At 44.2% G+C, this 16,860-nt stretch carries 13 protein-coding genes and 1 pseudogene; 3 read left to right on the plus strand and 11 right to left on the minus strand.

Features of this window, described 5'->3' with window-relative positions:
* Positions 1–20: 20 nt before the first annotated feature.
* From imm48 to rnhA, 9 genes and pseudogenes are all read right to left on the minus strand, one after another.
* On the minus strand, positions 21–461 hold the full coding sequence (gene imm48 / locus BS614_RS25290) for an Imm48 family immunity protein (RefSeq protein WP_074095953.1): 441 nt from the start codon (positions 459–461) through the stop codon (positions 21–23).
* 91 nt (positions 462–552) lie between these two features.
* Positions 553–1,794 (minus strand): hypothetical protein, encoded by a 1,242-nt coding sequence (locus tag BS614_RS25295; RefSeq protein ID WP_074095954.1) that lies wholly within the window; start codon positions 1,792–1,794, stop codon positions 553–555.
* 182 nt (positions 1,795–1,976) lie between these two features.
* Entirely contained in the window at positions 1,977–5,777 is a 3,801-nt protein-coding gene (locus BS614_RS25300) for an S-layer homology domain-containing protein (protein ID WP_074095955.1), read from the minus strand.
* Positions 5,774–6,367 (minus strand): PA domain-containing protein, encoded by a 594-nt coding sequence (locus BS614_RS32735; protein WP_483406826.1) that lies wholly within the window; start codon positions 6,365–6,367, stop codon positions 5,774–5,776. Before BS614_RS32735 ends, BS614_RS25300 begins: the two co-directional genes overlap by 4 nt.
* Positions 6,368–6,376: 9 nt before the next feature.
* Positions 6,377–7,045 (minus strand): annotated as a pseudogene (locus BS614_RS32740) (S8 family peptidase); the annotation flags it as partial.
* The gene (locus tag BS614_RS32255; RefSeq protein WP_074095957.1) at positions 7,014–7,667 is read right to left on the minus strand and encodes a protease inhibitor I9 family protein; all 654 of its coding nucleotides are present in this window, start codon (positions 7,665–7,667) and stop codon (positions 7,014–7,016) included. The gene BS614_RS32255 and the pseudogene BS614_RS32740, both read right to left, overlap by 32 nt.
* Before the next feature lie 545 nt (positions 7,668–8,212).
* Entirely contained in the window at positions 8,213–9,202 is a 990-nt protein-coding gene (locus BS614_RS25315; protein WP_074095958.1) for a serine/threonine protein kinase, read from the minus strand.
* A 299-nt stretch (positions 9,203–9,501) separates the two neighbouring features.
* Positions 9,502–10,371 carry an alpha/beta fold hydrolase gene (locus BS614_RS25320; protein ID WP_074095959.1) on the minus strand — a complete coding sequence of 290 codons (870 nt, stop codon included), beginning with the start codon at positions 10,369–10,371 and terminating at the stop codon, positions 9,502–9,504.
* A 332-nt stretch (positions 10,372–10,703) separates the two neighbouring features.
* On the minus strand, positions 10,704–11,357 hold the full coding sequence (gene rnhA / locus BS614_RS25325) for a ribonuclease H (RefSeq protein ID WP_074095960.1): 654 nt from the start codon (positions 11,355–11,357) through the stop codon (positions 10,704–10,706).
* 154 nt (positions 11,358–11,511) lie between these two features.
* Here rnhA and BS614_RS25330 point away from each other — a divergent pair, with 154 nt between their 5' ends.
* Entirely contained in the window at positions 11,512–12,144 is a 633-nt protein-coding gene (locus tag BS614_RS25330; RefSeq protein ID WP_074095961.1) for a DUF421 domain-containing protein, read from the plus strand.
* Positions 12,145–12,287: 143 nt separating this feature from the next.
* Here the strand turns inward: BS614_RS25330 and BS614_RS25335 are convergent, their stop codons facing one another.
* Positions 12,288–13,055, minus strand: a complete 768-nt coding sequence (locus tag BS614_RS25335; RefSeq protein ID WP_074095962.1) for an ABC transporter ATP-binding protein — start codon at positions 13,053–13,055, stop codon at positions 12,288–12,290.
* Between the two features lie 2 nt (positions 13,056–13,057).
* On the minus strand, positions 13,058–14,134 hold the full coding sequence (locus BS614_RS25340) for a FecCD family ABC transporter permease (RefSeq protein WP_210437005.1): 1,077 nt from the start codon (positions 14,132–14,134) through the stop codon (positions 13,058–13,060).
* Positions 14,135–14,300: 166 nt separating this feature from the next.
* Here BS614_RS25340 and BS614_RS25345 point away from each other — a divergent pair, with 166 nt between their 5' ends.
* Together BS614_RS25345 and BS614_RS25350 are read left to right on the plus strand one after the other, a co-directional pair.
* Positions 14,301–15,365, plus strand: a complete 1,065-nt coding sequence (locus BS614_RS25345; protein ID WP_074095964.1) for an ABC transporter substrate-binding protein — start codon at positions 14,301–14,303, stop codon at positions 15,363–15,365.
* A 221-nt stretch (positions 15,366–15,586) separates the two neighbouring features.
* Positions 15,587–16,786 (plus strand): MFS transporter, encoded by a 1,200-nt coding sequence (locus BS614_RS25350; RefSeq protein WP_074095965.1) that lies wholly within the window; start codon positions 15,587–15,589, stop codon positions 16,784–16,786.
* The last annotated feature ends 74 nt before the right edge of the window (positions 16,787–16,860 follow it).

Genomic DNA, 16,860 nt, shown 5'->3' on the forward strand with positions numbered 1-16,860 from the left:
CCTACATCTAATAAAACCGTCTAATTTTGCGATTGAACCGCTGTTAAAATCTCCTGAATGTTACGTTCCAATCCCTCATCGTCTTCCTGATTGAATTGGAAGTGTCCATCAATCCCACGTTGGATAATCGTATTCATCACCGGATGAACCTCACGATCGGAAGCCACCCGAATCAGATCATCGGCAAAATCAACCGCCTGCTGTTCACTGTAATTAAATGGTTTAATCAGCATCCGAATGCTCAAGGCATGGGCCTGCGGCTCCGCCAGCTGATCCCGATGAGTGATGCCATACACCGCGCCAAAACCAAAAGCAGCCATGACCTGACGCTCCAGTTCTGTCGTCTGTTCCAAAGGCGTGCCAATCAGCTCACACATTATGTCCACCATCTGCTCCAGCTCGTTTGCTGCCGCAGCCAGAATTACGTCATTAATATCGTCAGCGTTGATAAAATCAGTCATATTGGTTTTCTCCATTTCTGCACCGTATTTGATCCATTCTCTCAGACTCTATGAGAACATTGTATCGGAGTTGGGGTGTTCGTTTCAAATCTTATATAAGTGAAGTCAATTGTGATTCGAAACGATTTTTTGCGAGCCTGAGCGCCTTGTCCTTTTTACCATGATCCATATAGTATTGAAACAATATCCCTTCATAACGTTCAGCGAGATACTGGGAACCAAGTTCACGATAATAAGGAAGAATTCGCTCTTCTATCATTTCATAATACGCTTGCTCCTGCCCTTGTAAAATGACAGACTGAAGTTCCAATTCCATATAACTTGCGTCTGAAACAAGTTTAGAATTGTGCAAGGTTTCCAGAGACATGTCCAACAGCTTGTTTGCAGGAATGAGGTTACCCAATCTATTCGATTCTATGTAATTATTGAGTACCATCAGGTATAACGGTTGTTTCTCCGGAATGATATCAAGCGCTTGCCTGTACCAGTGAGCAGCATCATCATATTGCTTCCGCCGGTTATATTCATAACCCAGATTGTTCAACAGCTTGGCTTTTCGGTCAGGGAGCCCACAATCATCACTAATCCGAATCAGATTTTCATATCTGCGTTTCGTCTCAGGAAAATCATGATACTCGCGGGAATTGAGCTGAACCAGCATAATGGTTTCGGTGTCAATGATTCGCACCATATTGAGCGTTTTCCGAAAATGCTGGATAGCTTTCTCGGCGTAATAGTACGACGTAATATTCGAATATATCGAGTGATATGCCAGAGACAAATGATAGAAGTACTCATGATTCGTATATTTGGACTGATTGATTGAAGTTAACGTCTGGATGGATTTGCGATAATGTCCTGTAAGGAAATAATAAATCCCCATCACATGGTGATAAAAATAATGTTCATATGAATGCTCCGATTCATCCGGAATCTCCACTTCGGCTATAAGTCTCTCGGCTTCATTGATATTATTCATAAACAAGTAAAATCGGATCCGCAGCAAGTCATAGGATAAACGCAAATCAGGTATGCCTTTTAACGGTTCTTCTTCCAACTTGTCTTTGAGACGAATAGCTTCAGCTGTTCTCTGCATAATAATGGCCTCTTGCCATGAATCCAGCAGATCGTTCATTTGATGATATCTCGCTACTTCCCTTGCCATATCAATACATAGTCGATCACAGAGCATGTCCATAATTTCTTGGGAATACTCTGTCATTCCCCGTTCAATTTTGCTCAGATGTGTGACTGAACAGATTCCTTTCACCAGTTCGCCTTGAGTTCGTTTATTCTTCTCCCGGTAAAATTTAATAATCTTCCCTTCAATCATCACTACACCTCGTTTTAATCCATCATTTATTCCTAATTATAGGGTTCGAATATGGACTCTGCCAGTTATATATTGGAGTCTGATGTACTTGGGAAGAGAATTTTAGAAGCTCACCTAGGTAAAACAACAAAAAAAATAAGAGGGCCTCCTAATACTGGAAGAACCTCTTATCCTTGTACTTCTTATTTCAGCAATAAAAGTAAATTGTGTACCGTTTGGGCCGTTTCGGCACGTGTAGCACTATTTTTCGGTCTGAATTGCCCACCAGTAGAACCGTTCATTACACCAAGCTCGGAAGCTTTCGCCACAGCTTCTTTTGCCCAAGATGCAATGTCTGCTTCATCCGTATAACCGGCAACAGCCGACTGGGTATCGTTTGATTGGGATTGATATTCGTATGCTCTCATCATGAGCACTGCCATTTCTTCACGTGAAATGGTTTGGGTCGGAGCAAACTTATCATTCGCTATTCCCTGAACCAAACCTGCTTGATATGCAGCTGCAACGCTGTCTGCATACCAGGCATCCTTACTCACATCACCAAATGGCAATTCGTTACCTTTCACCTCTAAACCAAGAGTTCTCACGATTAAAGCAGCGAATTCGGCACGAGTCGTTTGACCTTGTGGATCAAACGCGGTCTCTGTTTTGCCTGTCAGCACATGTTTCGCCGAAAGAGACTTGATTGCTTTACTTGCCCAATGCGTTGGTACCACGTCTTCGAAGGATTTATCGTAAACGAACGGTGCATACATGCCCATATCAGACAATTGGGAAGTAACGGTACCCTTCTCTTCATCTACGATCCCACCTGCGTAATCCCATTGATCCGCAGATGAATGTTCATGATACATTCCAATCAGATCGCTGTTTAACATTCTGTCGTAATGGAGTGTCAGTGAAAAATCTTCAGGAAGCGAGGACAGAGATAATTTCTCACTGGAAACCTGGAGATACAGTTCAACTTCATAAGCAGCACCTGCGGTTGTCCACGTAAGACCTTGTTTCGTTTCTGGTGCTTTCACATCTTGTTTCAATATATCCAAAATGATCTTGCCCCCAGCAGCACCAGAACCTCCTTTGGTCTGCAGTTCTTTCAATACGCTAGATGGAATGGTGAGCGATAATACACCTTGCTGAGAAATTGTGAGTGAATTCGCACCCAACAAGTCCCCCGCATTAACAGGCAACTCAATCTTCTTACCAACTGTAATATCCACATCTGCGGTACCGTTTGTCACAGCTTTCAATTCTTTTTCTGTAATGACCTGATTTTGGCTTGGATCTGGGTCTGTGGTTGGTGCAGGTGTTGGGAAAGGTGCAGGGGTCGTAGAAGATCCGCCGCCACCGCTATTTCCCGAACCGCCCCCATTGTTACCAGAACCACCATTATTCATTTCCTGAATTTTATTGAGGAAGTACCCTAAGTCTTTGTCCCCAATTTGCAAAACAGGCTTCTTGGTAGAATAGTTAGCCGTCATTCCAAAGTTATTCGTAATATAATTCACTTCGGCGTCTCCTACAGAGCCATCCTGGTCAATATCGGCGATCTCATCCGAAGTATGATAATGTTTCGTTACAAGCTCCATGTCATAGATATCGATGACTCCATCCCCATTAATATCTCCTGCATACGTAAAGTCGGACGAATTCAGTTGATTGATGCCATAATATTCGCCATCAATCGTCTTGCTCAGAACCACTGCAAGCTTGGAAGGTAAATGACCCGGAACTCGTGTGTAGATGGTCGTCATTCCTCCTGTTGCCGGAATCCCATCGATCAGGAACTCACCATAATTTTGCACAGTCCCCTCATATTTCTCACCGGAAGCCGTCTCGGCATAAACTTCAATGCCCATTGCCGAATAGTCATTTTCAAAATCCAGATACTCTCCATCGACCATAAAAGCTTCCGGACGTACAAAACCATATGTTCTTGAGGATTTGGAGATCACTTCATAACTGTCTGTGTTAAACGCGGTTAATGCCAATTTCTCTTCGTTCTCTTTCATGCCAACCGTCGTGTATTTCACTTCAAGAAATGGTACGTCGCTTTTCTTAAAATAGAATTCATCCTTCGGTACATCAAAGACAACATGGAACAAATCAAGATCACCTGTAATTCCTTCAAAGGACCCACCTGAGATGGATGCCTCAAAGCTGAGTTCTCTTTGGTCCACTACAGGCTCACTGATTTTCACTTGAGCACCTGTGGCATCCAGTAATGCCTGCAGCTCAGGCGTTGGCTCAATCCGGTTAAATTGTTTATAGTCATACATCGATTCCAGGGTAAACGAAATACCGTTTAACTTCTCGACATTGTTCAATTGAATAGTTTGGGTAATTGTATCTCCTTTACGCACTTGTTCTTTGTCATATTTGCTGGTCACATAAGGTTTACCTTCGGAAATAAAGCCATAGCGGTGGTCCTTGACGGGATTGGCCGCTGTACCCACATCCAATCCAAAGAGTCGAAGTTCGTAACCATTATCATATTCTTCTTTGGTAATACCAAAAGATATATTTCCTTCTTTGGAAACAGGCAAATCACCGGAATAAAAGGGACTGCCATTCTCGTAGAAAATGACACGATTGGAAGATTGATCATAAGCCGTGATCCCATTATCAACAAAGGTTTGGATGGTTGAATCGATAGCTGTGCCATCATACCAGACGCCCTGTCCACCTTCCCTTTCCGTCAGCATACTATCATTGAGTTCGTGTACACCAGGCTCAATACCCAAATCAATCTCGGGGGCTGTATTGTCCACAACTACCAATCTTTCGGATGAATACTGCTTGGCGTCCGAATCTGTCCCGATGAATTCAAGTGTGTAGCTGCCCTCAGGGACAAATCGCGCAACGTTGGAGATCTCCCCGTTTTCAATCGGAAATGCATAACCTCTAAACACATTCAGCATCAGATATTCCACTCCCGGAAGCATGGACTGCGAATTCAAGGTACCTACAAACCCGATTTCCTCGTTTGTTTCGTGATCCTTTAGTAATACATCCACAGAATCAATGGGACTTCCCAATTGAATAGCACTCAGTGTAATACGATTCAGGAACTGGTGAAATGGAGTATCGTTTGTGATGGATGGTGGAATCAATTCCACGGAATTAATACCCTTTTCGCTAATACGGATGGAGAATGGGATCTGAATATGATCCACCGGATTTTCCGTATCCAGATATACATATCCTTCATATCGACCACTTGGCGTGTCCTGTGGTATATCCACTGAAACAGTCATCTCTTCCGTACTTCCGCCACTTACAGTAATGGATTCTGGAAGATGAACATTTAAGTTCATATCGTTTAACAGCTTCATGGAAGTGTTATACGTTTTGGCACCGTCCCCTTTATTCTCGATCTTAACTGTTCGGCTGTCAGATACGATTCCCTGGTCGTTTTCTTCCAAATATGCACTATCAAATACGATGGAACCTGTAATTTCATCAATCAGGATGGATTCGTCATTCGAGAAGTGAATCGTTTTATCCTGAACTTTGGCAAATACAGATGTGTGGACTGCCCGGTACGGATCTACTCGGCCTGCACCTACTTCATATACGGAATAATTCCCGTTCAGATCAACAGCTGTATTCATAAGAGCCGTCTTCACATCAAAAGGTGTATATTCTTCATGTGCCTGAAGCATAAGTGCAGCAATACCTGCCATATGCGGGGTTGCCATGGAAGTACCCGAAATTCGTGCATAGGCAATATTATAATTCTCACCCGTATGATCATTCACAAATACAGGATAGGTTGAAAAAACAGCTACGCCCGGTGCAACGATATCGGGTTTAATATCATCATTCACGGCGGCTGGGCCTCGGGAACTGAAATCGGCCAGTTTATTCCCTTCCGTAACGGTTTGGCCTGCTGCGCCAAAGGTGACTGTCACACCGTTCAACTCTTTTAGTTTTTCTCCAAGCTCTCTCATCATTTGGAATGTAGGAATATACCCGTTCATTTCACCCAAATAATTAGGGATTGTTCCTTCAACTTTTTATATATAATTGCTGCTGCCGCCCCTGCTTTTCTTGCGTTGACAATCTTGGCATCGAGTGCAATATCTCCCCGAGCGATTAGGGCCACCTTATCTTGTACATCAATACCTTCAAAATCAAAAGCATTACCAAGCCCTGCATACACAAGTTCGTAGGTTTTGCCTTCAAGTGTGGTCAGATCGTCAGCAAAATCTTTACCAAACAGTGGTAACACCTCAGTAAACGTTGAAGCAGGTGCTTCTTTTGTTGGCGCTTCTTCTCCTGCTGCTGGTGGTGCTTCTACTTCTGCATCAGGTGCATCTTCTACTGATAGTGAAGTTTCTACATCTGCTGCTGGTGTCTCTTCTTCTGTTGCCGATGCTTCTACATCTGCTGCAGATGGTTCTTCTACTGTTGGTGGAGTTTCTTCATCCACTATAGGTGTTTCTTTTTCCTCTGCCGATGCCTCTTCTTCTACTGCAGGTGTTTCCTCACCCCGAATAGGTTCTTCTTCAATTACAGGTGTTTCCTCTGTCTCTCCCGCACCTGGATTGTTATACACATCCAGAGTCACTGTAGCCGTAGGAATAGTTAACGGGACATCGGAAGCACCAATCGTAATGGCCAGCGCGCTCGCGCCTGGTGTACCTAACGTACCTTCATTGGGTCCATCATTACCTGCCGCAACCATACTCACCACGCCTTGCAGCATCGCATTATTCAGTGCAATTGAAGAAGGATCCAGCGGATCATTCGTGGCGGCCCCTAAGGATAGATTGATAACATCAAGTTCATCTTCAATGGCCTTGTCAATTCCGGCAATAATGCCACTCATCTCACCACTTCCACCAGGGCCAAGTACACGGTACACATATAAGTCTACGTCTGGAGCAACACCTTTTACCGCATACCCCACGTCATTTTTGGCCTGCCCAGCGATGGTTCCCGATACGTGTGTTCCATGGGAAGTATAATAAGCTTCTGCTAATACACCTTGCTCCTTATAGCCCGAATTTTCCCAATCTTTATAGGTCGTCTCCATCGGGTCTGCATCGTTATCAACAAAATCCCATCCTTTAACTGTCGTTGGATCTACTTGCTTTGGATCCTCACCCGCATGAGCGCGATACCCTTTATACGCCCCTGTTAAATCCGGATGATTATAATCAATTCCGGTGTCCAGTACACCCACTTTGATTCCCTTACCAGTGATGCCCTCTTCATGAAGTTTGTCGATTCCAAGATATGGCACAACTATCAGCCATGCGAGGTTGCATTCCGGATGCAGATGCAAATTCACTTGATGTGGCTGTCTCTGGCAGATCAAGTACCACTTCCTGGTCAGCCCATACTTTTTTCACAACTCCAGATTTCATCAGATCTTCTACGGCTACGCCAGGGACTGTTAACGCAACACCATTTAGTGCGGTTTCGTACTCCTGAGTGATTTGGATCGAGGCTGCATCATAAGATAGCCCTCTCTTCTGCTGCAAAGACTTAATGTGCTGCTTGAATTGCTGATGATTTTGTTTTACTCTGCTTGCGGCCGTAAGCTCTGACAACTTCTCATTTTTTAGTCCAGCCCGTTTCAAGGCAACGGCAGCGGGTTCGCTATTGAATTGGATGATCACTTTGACCAAATCGTTACTTTTGGTATTCACCTTGGAGTCGATCACTTCACCATCCATGACTTGAAGCTGATTCAAAGCTTGTCTTTCCTCTGGCGTCAGTGATTGAAGAATGGACTTAGCGCTCTCACTCTGCTGTAGAGGACCATAAGAAGGTCCTGCGTAAGCAGGTAAGGAGAACATGGAAGACAACATGACTCCCGCTGCTACTAAACCGGATAACCATCGGGTTGATTTTCGTTTCATTTTATACCTCCTGCGATTTACGATCAGATTAGGCTTATCGTATTCCGCAGCGTAGGGGATGTAAATTGGGGTAATTGAGTATGTTAATAGATGAATCACTCTGTTACCCTTCGGAAAAATTTACATATAAATAGACCGAATTATCTAATTTAGTGGCTTTATTTAACGAATTCAGGATTCTATTCTTTTATTCACAACTGAATTTGATAAACAAGTTTCTTTAGACCTAAAATCACTTTCGAAAATGAAGAGTTTTTTCAAAAATAAATTACTTTTTTTGTTATTTTTTGATTGGATTCAATTTAAAATCTTTATAAAAAACGCAAAAAAGCTCACACAATTGTTCTAAACAGAACGAGGCATGTGAGCTTTTTTAACGTATATCTCGAATAGATGACATTGGTAAACCATGATGTATTCTATAAACTATAAAGAAACAAGCCAGTTCGCCTTATATGTAAGGGTAAGAACTGGCTTGTTTATGTTTTAAACCTATTTAACAGTTTTGCTTTCATTTAAGCGTATCTAATTTAGGTCATGACTGCTTACGCCGTCTCATGTTGCTTTTTCGACTCCACTTCATAGACCTGCGTATGTTGATTCTCGGCTAAAGACCATTCCACTGTACCTGGCTTGCGCACTTTCCATACCCAGGCTTGAACTCGTAGCGAGCTTCTGACCCAAGCTAAGGAAGCACAGCGTTTCTCAGAACGAACCGTCAACCCCCAATGAATAACACGAGCGAGCCAAGGATTCACATACTCATTATGTGAGCGAACAGATGGCAATTCATCCTGGAACAACCGCTGTTTCACGTCCATAGGGGGTTTCCCGCATGTCCAATAATGGAGCAGAGCTGCCAAACTATAGATGTCCGACATCGGTCCCTGACTGGATTTCTCCGAATAAAACTCCAGTGGAGAATAACCTGCCGATGTAAATATCACCTGTTTCTCTCCGGATTGCATAGGCCAACGGGTAGCTGAGCCAAAGTCCAGAAGTTTGGGTGTACCATCCTCCATAACCATAATGTTGGAAGGTTTCACATCCCGGTGAAGAATGCCTTGCTTATGTATATAATCCAATGTATCCACCAGTGGAAGCAGCGTCTCCGTTATGAAGGCAGCATCAAGAGCATGATTATGTTCATTCAAATACTCGGTCAATGTGATTCCCGTGCAGTATTCCATAACCAGATACCCCGTACCATTCGCTTCAAAATGATCCAAATACGATACAATATGAGGATGATCCAGTTTCGATAACAGTTCACCTTCGAGCAGAAATGCAGCCAGTAACTCCTGATATTGCCCACCGTATCCTCGTGAAGAGCAGAACACCCCTCGCTTGTCTGCCTGCCGTTCAGCCATTCTCTGTGGGTAAAATTCCTTAATGGCTACTTTGGCACCTGTATTACGATCTCGCCCTGCATATACAATAGCCAACTCACTGCTGGCTAATACCTGTCTTACCTGATATGTATCATTTATAATCACATTGCGCTGCAATGCCATTTTACAATTGTCTTTTCTCATAACAGACCTCTTTTCAACCTTGTCGATCGGAAGACTTTCCGCGTGAATGCATCACTTGGTTCAACCAGTCAGCAATTCATCGCCAACTATACATATAAACCAAATGATGCAATTTGAAACACCTTAACGCGAAATATTTAAATATTAATGATACCAAGCCTTCTGCGATATACTGCTAATCCCTATCCACACTACTCTATAGAAGAAAAGCATTCTCTTATATAGAGTATCGACAGATGGATGTAATTACTTAATTAAACTGGAGAGAAACATTTCTCATCCTTCATTTGCAGCTTTTATTAATAATTATTCTGTAAAAACCGTCCTATTTCCTCGTTCATCTGAACCAATACGTCCTGTGAAGGGAAATGTCCTGTATCATACTTGATGGCTTTTACATTCGTAATAATCTTTTGAGCTCGCTCAATACACTTATCCGCTGGGAAAAAGACATCCTTCTCCCCTACCAATAACAAGGTTGGTGACGTATAATTCACCAGTTCTTCCCGCTCCGTAAGCTTGGGCAGATCCTGATCTATGCTGACGTATTTAAAAAGTTTGCCGATAATGTTTTTATCCATTTCTTTCATGCAGTTGCACGACATGTTGTCCGTAATTTTTTGCAAAGAAGATGGTGAAGACGTCATACGATACTTGACGAGTGGCAGCGTGATATCCTGAGCTGTTTTAATTTTGGAATTGACCGCAAGACCCGCAGGAGCAACCAATACGGCACACGAGATGCGTTCCGGAATATAGGTAGCCAGTCTGAGGATAATGCCTCCTCCAAACGATGGACCGATAAACGCACTCTTTTCGATATCATAGTGATCCAGCAGATCCGACACCCATAAAGCCAAGCTATCAAACCGTGTGGAGATACTCGCTTCCTCACTATAACCAGGATGACCAATCGTATCAGGAGCAATAATCCGGTATTCTTTAAATAAAGAAGAGAACCATGACAACGTCATCGGATTCACACAATTCCCGCCCTGGAGAATAAATAACGGCTTGCCATCCAGAGGACCCGTCAGTAAAACATGCGTCTTGCCAAAACGCGTCTCTACATACTCACGCGTAAAATCCTCACCCAACTCGTTCAAATAAATCTCATACTCTTCAAGTATGCTGCTCTTGCCTTCTTCACTTCTATAAATGGAACTCATGTCTGCCTCCTGCAATATATACTCAAATACCTCATTCTATTGAATGGACTTGCTAATCAGTGGACCAAAAAGATAAAGAGGGCCTGCAGATGACAGGCTCCTCCATATGTTTAACTAATCATATTCAGATGATTATAGAGCGGAAACTGGAAATTGTAAATAACGATTCTAATAGACCAGAAATAAAGGAGGCATCCTTTGGAAAAATCAATTTCATAACTCACTAAAAATGGATTTTTGTAACTAGATATAGACAAATTAAACCGCTTTAATCTATATCTAGCCTTGATTGAAGCAGCGAAAGGTATTATGAAATTAATACGGATAAATACTTACTTTCGGCCGTAATCGGCCTTGATTTCGCCCCACTGCTTGGTCTGCCATTTTAGCACTTTATTGCTGTACGTATTCGTCTGGAGCCACTGCTCCGCACGATCAATCATCAACCAGATCTCTTCCGTGGAGTTGTCTCTTGGTAAGGTCGTGGCTACTTTTTTCTGCTTTAGCCATTTCATGGCATTGACCGAGTCGGTATACACCGTTTTGGTACTGCCTTCTTTCTTCAGATGTGCGAGGGCATGTACAATGGCTAAAAATTCGCCCAGATTGTTCGTGCCTTTGGAGATCGGTCCGACGGAGAAAATAACCTCACCAGTGCGGGTGTCTACCCCTTTGTATTCTACAGGTCCGGGGTTACCACGTGTGCCCACATCAACAGAGATGCTGTCGTAATCCACTTCCTCTGACGTTTCCATGCCAGCACTTCTTCCGCTACCAGCCGACTTGGTCTTTGACGCTCCGCCTGCACTTGAACCCCAGTTCCCTTTCCATCCAGCACGATACGCTTCTTCGGCGGCTGTTTTGGACTCATAGGATTTATATTTTGCTCCAGTATAATGATCCGTCTGCGCTTTGCAATCTGCCCATGTGTTATACACACCCGGCTTCTTGCCTTCCCAGACAACATAGTATTTCTGTTTTGCCACTGTAACCCGCTCCTTTGTTCACTTCATTAATACCCTATTGTATACGATCCGGTGGGCGGAATGAAAGCTATGGATTTAGCCATCTGCATAATTCCTCCAACTCAAGAACAGCCTAAGAAACAAAGCGCATACTGGAATAGAAAGGAATATACGTATGGACTGGATATGGAAATCTGTTTTACTTGTACTTATCGGCATGATTCTGCTGCGCATTGCAGGACGCAAGTCGATCTCACAGATGAGTGTCGCCACAACCGTCATCATGATCTCCATCGGAACAACGATTGTGCAGCCCATCGCGAATCATGAGCTTGGCAAAGCGATTGGATCGGCATCGGTATTCATCGCGACATTGCTTGTGGTGGAACAGCTGCAATTGAAATTTAATGTTTTTGAACGGCTAATGAGTGGCAGTTCCAAAATTGTGGTAGAGGACGGAAAGGTCATTATCCCGAATCTGAAAAGTATGCGTTATACGATCGATCAGCTGGAGATGCATATGCGGCAGAACGGAATTACAAGTGTAGACGATCTGGAGACAGCAACGGTGGAGCCCAATGGTCAACTAGGTTACGTACTGAAACGACATGCTCGTCCCGTGACGATTGGAGATCTGGAAGAGATACTACAAAACTATACGATTACAGGTAGTAGTCCAACAACAGGAGATCAGCCGCAACAACACAACAGCAGCAAGTCTTCAACGCCTAACGATAACTCCACAGATATTTTCCAAGAAGTCAGCAAAGGTGCTCATGCTCATCCCGTTGATCCTAAGCTTCAATAGATATTCCCTACCCCCACCACCAAAAAAAAGACCGGCCCTGTGAGCACTCAACAACATCGCTTCAACAGGTACGGTCTATGTTCACTTCAATTGATTATTTCGAAAGATTTCTCCACGTCATCCAAATGAAAATATAGTCCTAATCAACGTGTACTCAGGTAAGCAATACCCAGGCCGCCCGTAACCGGATTTGTATAGATTTCACAATCGACATCAAATACCTCACCAATCATCTCGCGAGTCAGAATATCTGCCGGTTTGCCATGAACCACAATCTGGCCCTTTTTCACCACATAGAGATAATCGCAATATTCTGCGGCGAGTTCGAGGTCATGGAGTGCTGCCAATATACCAATGCCGAGTCCACGGACAATATTTAGAATTTGTAGCTGGTATTTGATGTCCAGATGGTTCGTCGGCTCGTCCAGGATCAGGAATTCAGGCTGCTGTGCCAGCACACGTGCCAAGACCACACGCTGTTTCTCTCCACCGGACAGAGACACGTAATTGCGGTCTGCATGTCCAGTCAGATGTACTTTTTCCAGAGCCTGCTCGACGATTTCGTGATCCCGTTCATTATCCGTCTCCAGCATTTTTTTGTGTGGGGTACGGCCCATCATGACCATCTCGCGTACTGTAAAATCAAAACTCAATTCATTAAACTGGCCAACAACGCCCATGTGTCTGGATACAAGCTTTGGACTGGATTTGAGAATATCGGTATTGTCCAGAAAAACCTTACCTTGCTGCGGTTTTATCACTTTATAGATGCTCTTGAGCAGCGTTGACTTGCCACAACCATTGGGTCCGATCAGTCCTACGAACTGTTTTCCGTTCACCTGTAATGAAATATCCTTGATGATGTCCATGTTCAGCACAGAGATGGATACATTTTCTACGTTCAGCTTCATGTTTAATTTCCTCCAAAACCGTAGCCTTTTTTGACCAGCATATACATAAACATCGGCGCACCAATCATGGCTGTAATTATCCCGATTGGCAACTCCACGCTGGATATGAGGGATCGTGCAATAACATCCGTCCAGATGAGGAAAATGGCTCCAAACAGCACGGATACAGGCATCACTTTACGATGGTCGGAACCCACGAGTCCTCTGACAATATGCGGAATAATGAGTCCGACAAAACCAATCATGCCACAGCTCGCCACCATAACGCCTGTCACCAAAGCGGTTAACAGCATGTACAGTCTGCGATACACACTCAGATTAATGCCCAGCGTAACCGCTGCTTCATCCCCCAATAACATCGTATTAAGAACTCTGGACTGTAAAAGGAAAAATAGAATCGCCACCAGCACGACGATACCCACGAGTGGAAGCTTGTTCCATCCGGAAGCCGCCAGGCTGCCCATGGTCCAGAACGTCACTGTTTTGATGCCTTCAGCATTGTTGGCAAAATAAATAATAAAGTTCGAAAAAGCGCTGCATAACGCGTTAATCACCATTCCGGCAAGCACCAGCTTGACCGACGTCATTTTCCCCCGAATCCCTGCCAAAGTCAGGACCAGTAAGGACGCACCAATCGCACCGGCAAAGGCCCAGAAAGCCACCCCCGTCTGACCAAGCCACCCAATCGCACCGAATCCAATAAGAATTGCAAAGGTTGCTCCAAGTGAAGCGCCTGAGGATATACCTAGTATGTAAGGATCAGCCAGCGGATTCTGCACAGCAGCCTGCATAACAGCACCGCACAAGGCCAAGCCTGCACCGATATACATCGCCATCAGCACACGCGGGAAACGAATCTGCCAAATGATATCGGTAAAGGAACCTGCCTCAATGGGTGTTGTCCCCCACTGAAATCCCGTTAATTTGTATAAAAGAATACGATATGACTCCGCCAGTGGAATACGAACCTGTCCAATGGAAACTGCAATACCTACGGATATAAGCGTAATCATGATTAAAGCTGCAATCAGTAAAGCAAACCCGGATTTACTATGAATCAGAGACTCTCTTTTCCCCATACGCTGTGTCTGAACCTGAACCGTCTGTGCCATCTCTTCCCCCATCAATTCGCGTAAAATGTAGAACAGATTAAATTTAGCTATTTACAATGTGTTTTCTCGGATTATAATTGAGAATGATTATCTTTGTCAATTTAAAACACATAGAAAAGGGGTTCATCATTTAATGAAATTCACATCCAGAACCATTGGCATCGCTGCTCTAAGTCTCCTGTTACTGCTGCTTGCAGCCTGTTCGAACGCTTCAACTTCTTCCCCTGCCGAAGAAACAACTTCAACTACTAACACGACAGAAACTTCAGCTCCTGCTGAGAATACAAATAAAACGACGTACCCACTCACCATTGAGAATTTCACGATCTCGGGTGAGGGCGGCGAGTGGAAACCCAAAGTGCAAGTATTCGATAAAGCACCTGAACGTGTTGTTGCGAATACCCAGTCTGCGGCTGAGATGCTCATCAAATTAGGTCTGACCGATAAAATGGTCGGTGTTGCTGCTCTATACGGTTCCGTTACACCGGATGTGGCTGATGATTTCGCCCAAATTCCGGTATTGTCCAAGGATTATGTAGGTAAAGAGCTGGTTGTGGGTGCAAGCCCGGATCTGGTACTCGGACGGGGCGACCTGTTCGCTGATGCAGACTGGGGCGTGGGTACCGTCGATGGATTGAATGACATGAATATCCGTACGTTCCTGCAAACGACAAATCACAAAGGCTCACTTGATAGCCTGTATAGCGATATTTCACAACTTGGGCAGATCTTCGATGTTCAAGAAAATGCCGCAACTTTCACGGAAAGTCTGAAGACTCGTGTTGCAGCCATTAAGGCAAGTGTAGCCGATCAGCCTGATCATACTTTTGCTTATATCGTACCCGCTACAGAAGACACCATTACAGTAAGCAGCATGCAGAACGATACGTATCAGCTTGATGCACTTGGCCTGTTGAAGCTGAAAAATACGTTTGATGGTGTGCAAGGTGAGGTAAGTGTTGAGCAACTGATCACAGCGAACCCGGACTACCTGCTCTTGTCCGCGTATGCCGGTTCACCGGATATCGACAAGCTTATTCAGAATCTATATGCCAATCCTGCCCTGCAAAGTATGAACGCAATCAAAAACAAACAGATCTATGTCACAGATTTTAGCCAGTTCTGGGGTTATGGATATCAAATTCTGGATGGTGTTGAGAAAATGGGACAGGAAATGAAAGCTAATCCAATCAAGTAATGACTTGAGCCAATGAGCAGGAGAAGACATTCTCACTGCTCATTTTTCAGTTCACTTTAGAACATATTAAATTAACGGATAAACTTACAAATTAAATTAAATATCATGTTAAAACCTCCTTCTTACCTTTAATCCTGTATGCAAAAGTTTGATTTTTTCAGATAAGCTTATATGCATAGTTCTGGATAAGATTAAACGATAAGAAAAGAGGTTTTTTATTCATGGCCATTAAAACACCCCTCCCAAAACAAAGGGAGCTGCCTTCCATATCTTCAAAACGCCTTCCGTGGGCTGGGCTTCTTGCATTAGCCATGGCGGGATTTATTTGCATCCTCACTGAAAGCTTGCCTGCGGGACTGCTGCCACAAATTGCAAAAGACTTGGGGATCACAGAAGCCCTCACAGGACAGTTGGTGACTCTTTATGCCATTGGATCACTTGTTGCTGCCATTCCCTTGACTGCTGCTACACGCGGATGGAGACGCCGACCTCTACTGTTAGTATGCATTAGTGGTTTTCTTGTCTTTAACACCGTTACCGCCTTATCTTCGGATTATATCCTGACACTTGCTGCTCGTTTCATGGCTGGAGTCTCTGCGGGTGTGTTATGGGGCATGACAGCTGGTTATGCTCGTCGAATGGTCCCGGATTCGTTAAAAGGTAAAGCCATGGCCGTGGCTATGGTCGGCACACCGGTAGCATTAGCCCTGGGTGTTCCAATCGGTAGTTTTCTCAGTTCTTATGTCGGCTGGCGCCTCATCTTCGGGATGGTATCTCTTCTGACCGTAGCTTTAATCGTATGGGTACTCTGGAAAATGCCGGATTTTGCCGGAGAGCCAGCTGGTGAACGTCTTCCGCTGCATAAGGTGTTTTTAATTCCGGGAGTTAGGCCTATTCTGTTTGTTGTTCTGGCCTGGATGCTTGCCCATAACATCCTATATACCTATATTTCTCCCTACCTTGCCCAGACCGTATTTGCTAACAGAGTCGACTTGATTTTGCTCATTTTCGGTATTACTTCCATTGTTGGAATATGGTTAACCGGAATGCTCATTGACCGATTTTTGAGGAGATTGGTTATCATTAGCTTGGCTTCATTCGCTCTGGCCTCTGTCGTGATGGGAATCGCTACTCATCAACCTGTGATTATTATCCTTGGCGTCATGATCTGGGGACTTACGTTTGGCGGGGCTGCGACACTGTTACAGACTGCCATCGCTCAAGCCGGAGGCAAAAGCACAGATGTCGCCCAATCGATGCTGGTTACAGCATGGAATCTGGCGATTGGCGGAGGAGGCATCATCGGGGGCATCCTTCTTGAAGTATTTGGAGCAGGATACCTTTCTGGGGTGCTGTTTATCTTGCTCATTCCTGCGTTGCTTGTAGCTATGCGTGCTTATAAATATGGATTTCCCAAGTAAGTAAAATAACAGGAAGGCATTTTGCATGAGTTAAACGTAAGACAAAAGAGGAGTTCACTTGATGTGGACTCCTC

It is taken from the genome of Paenibacillus xylanexedens (assembly GCF_001908275.1).
In the GTDB taxonomy this organism is placed as follows: Bacteria; Bacillota; Bacilli; order Paenibacillales; family Paenibacillaceae; genus Paenibacillus; species Paenibacillus xylanexedens_A.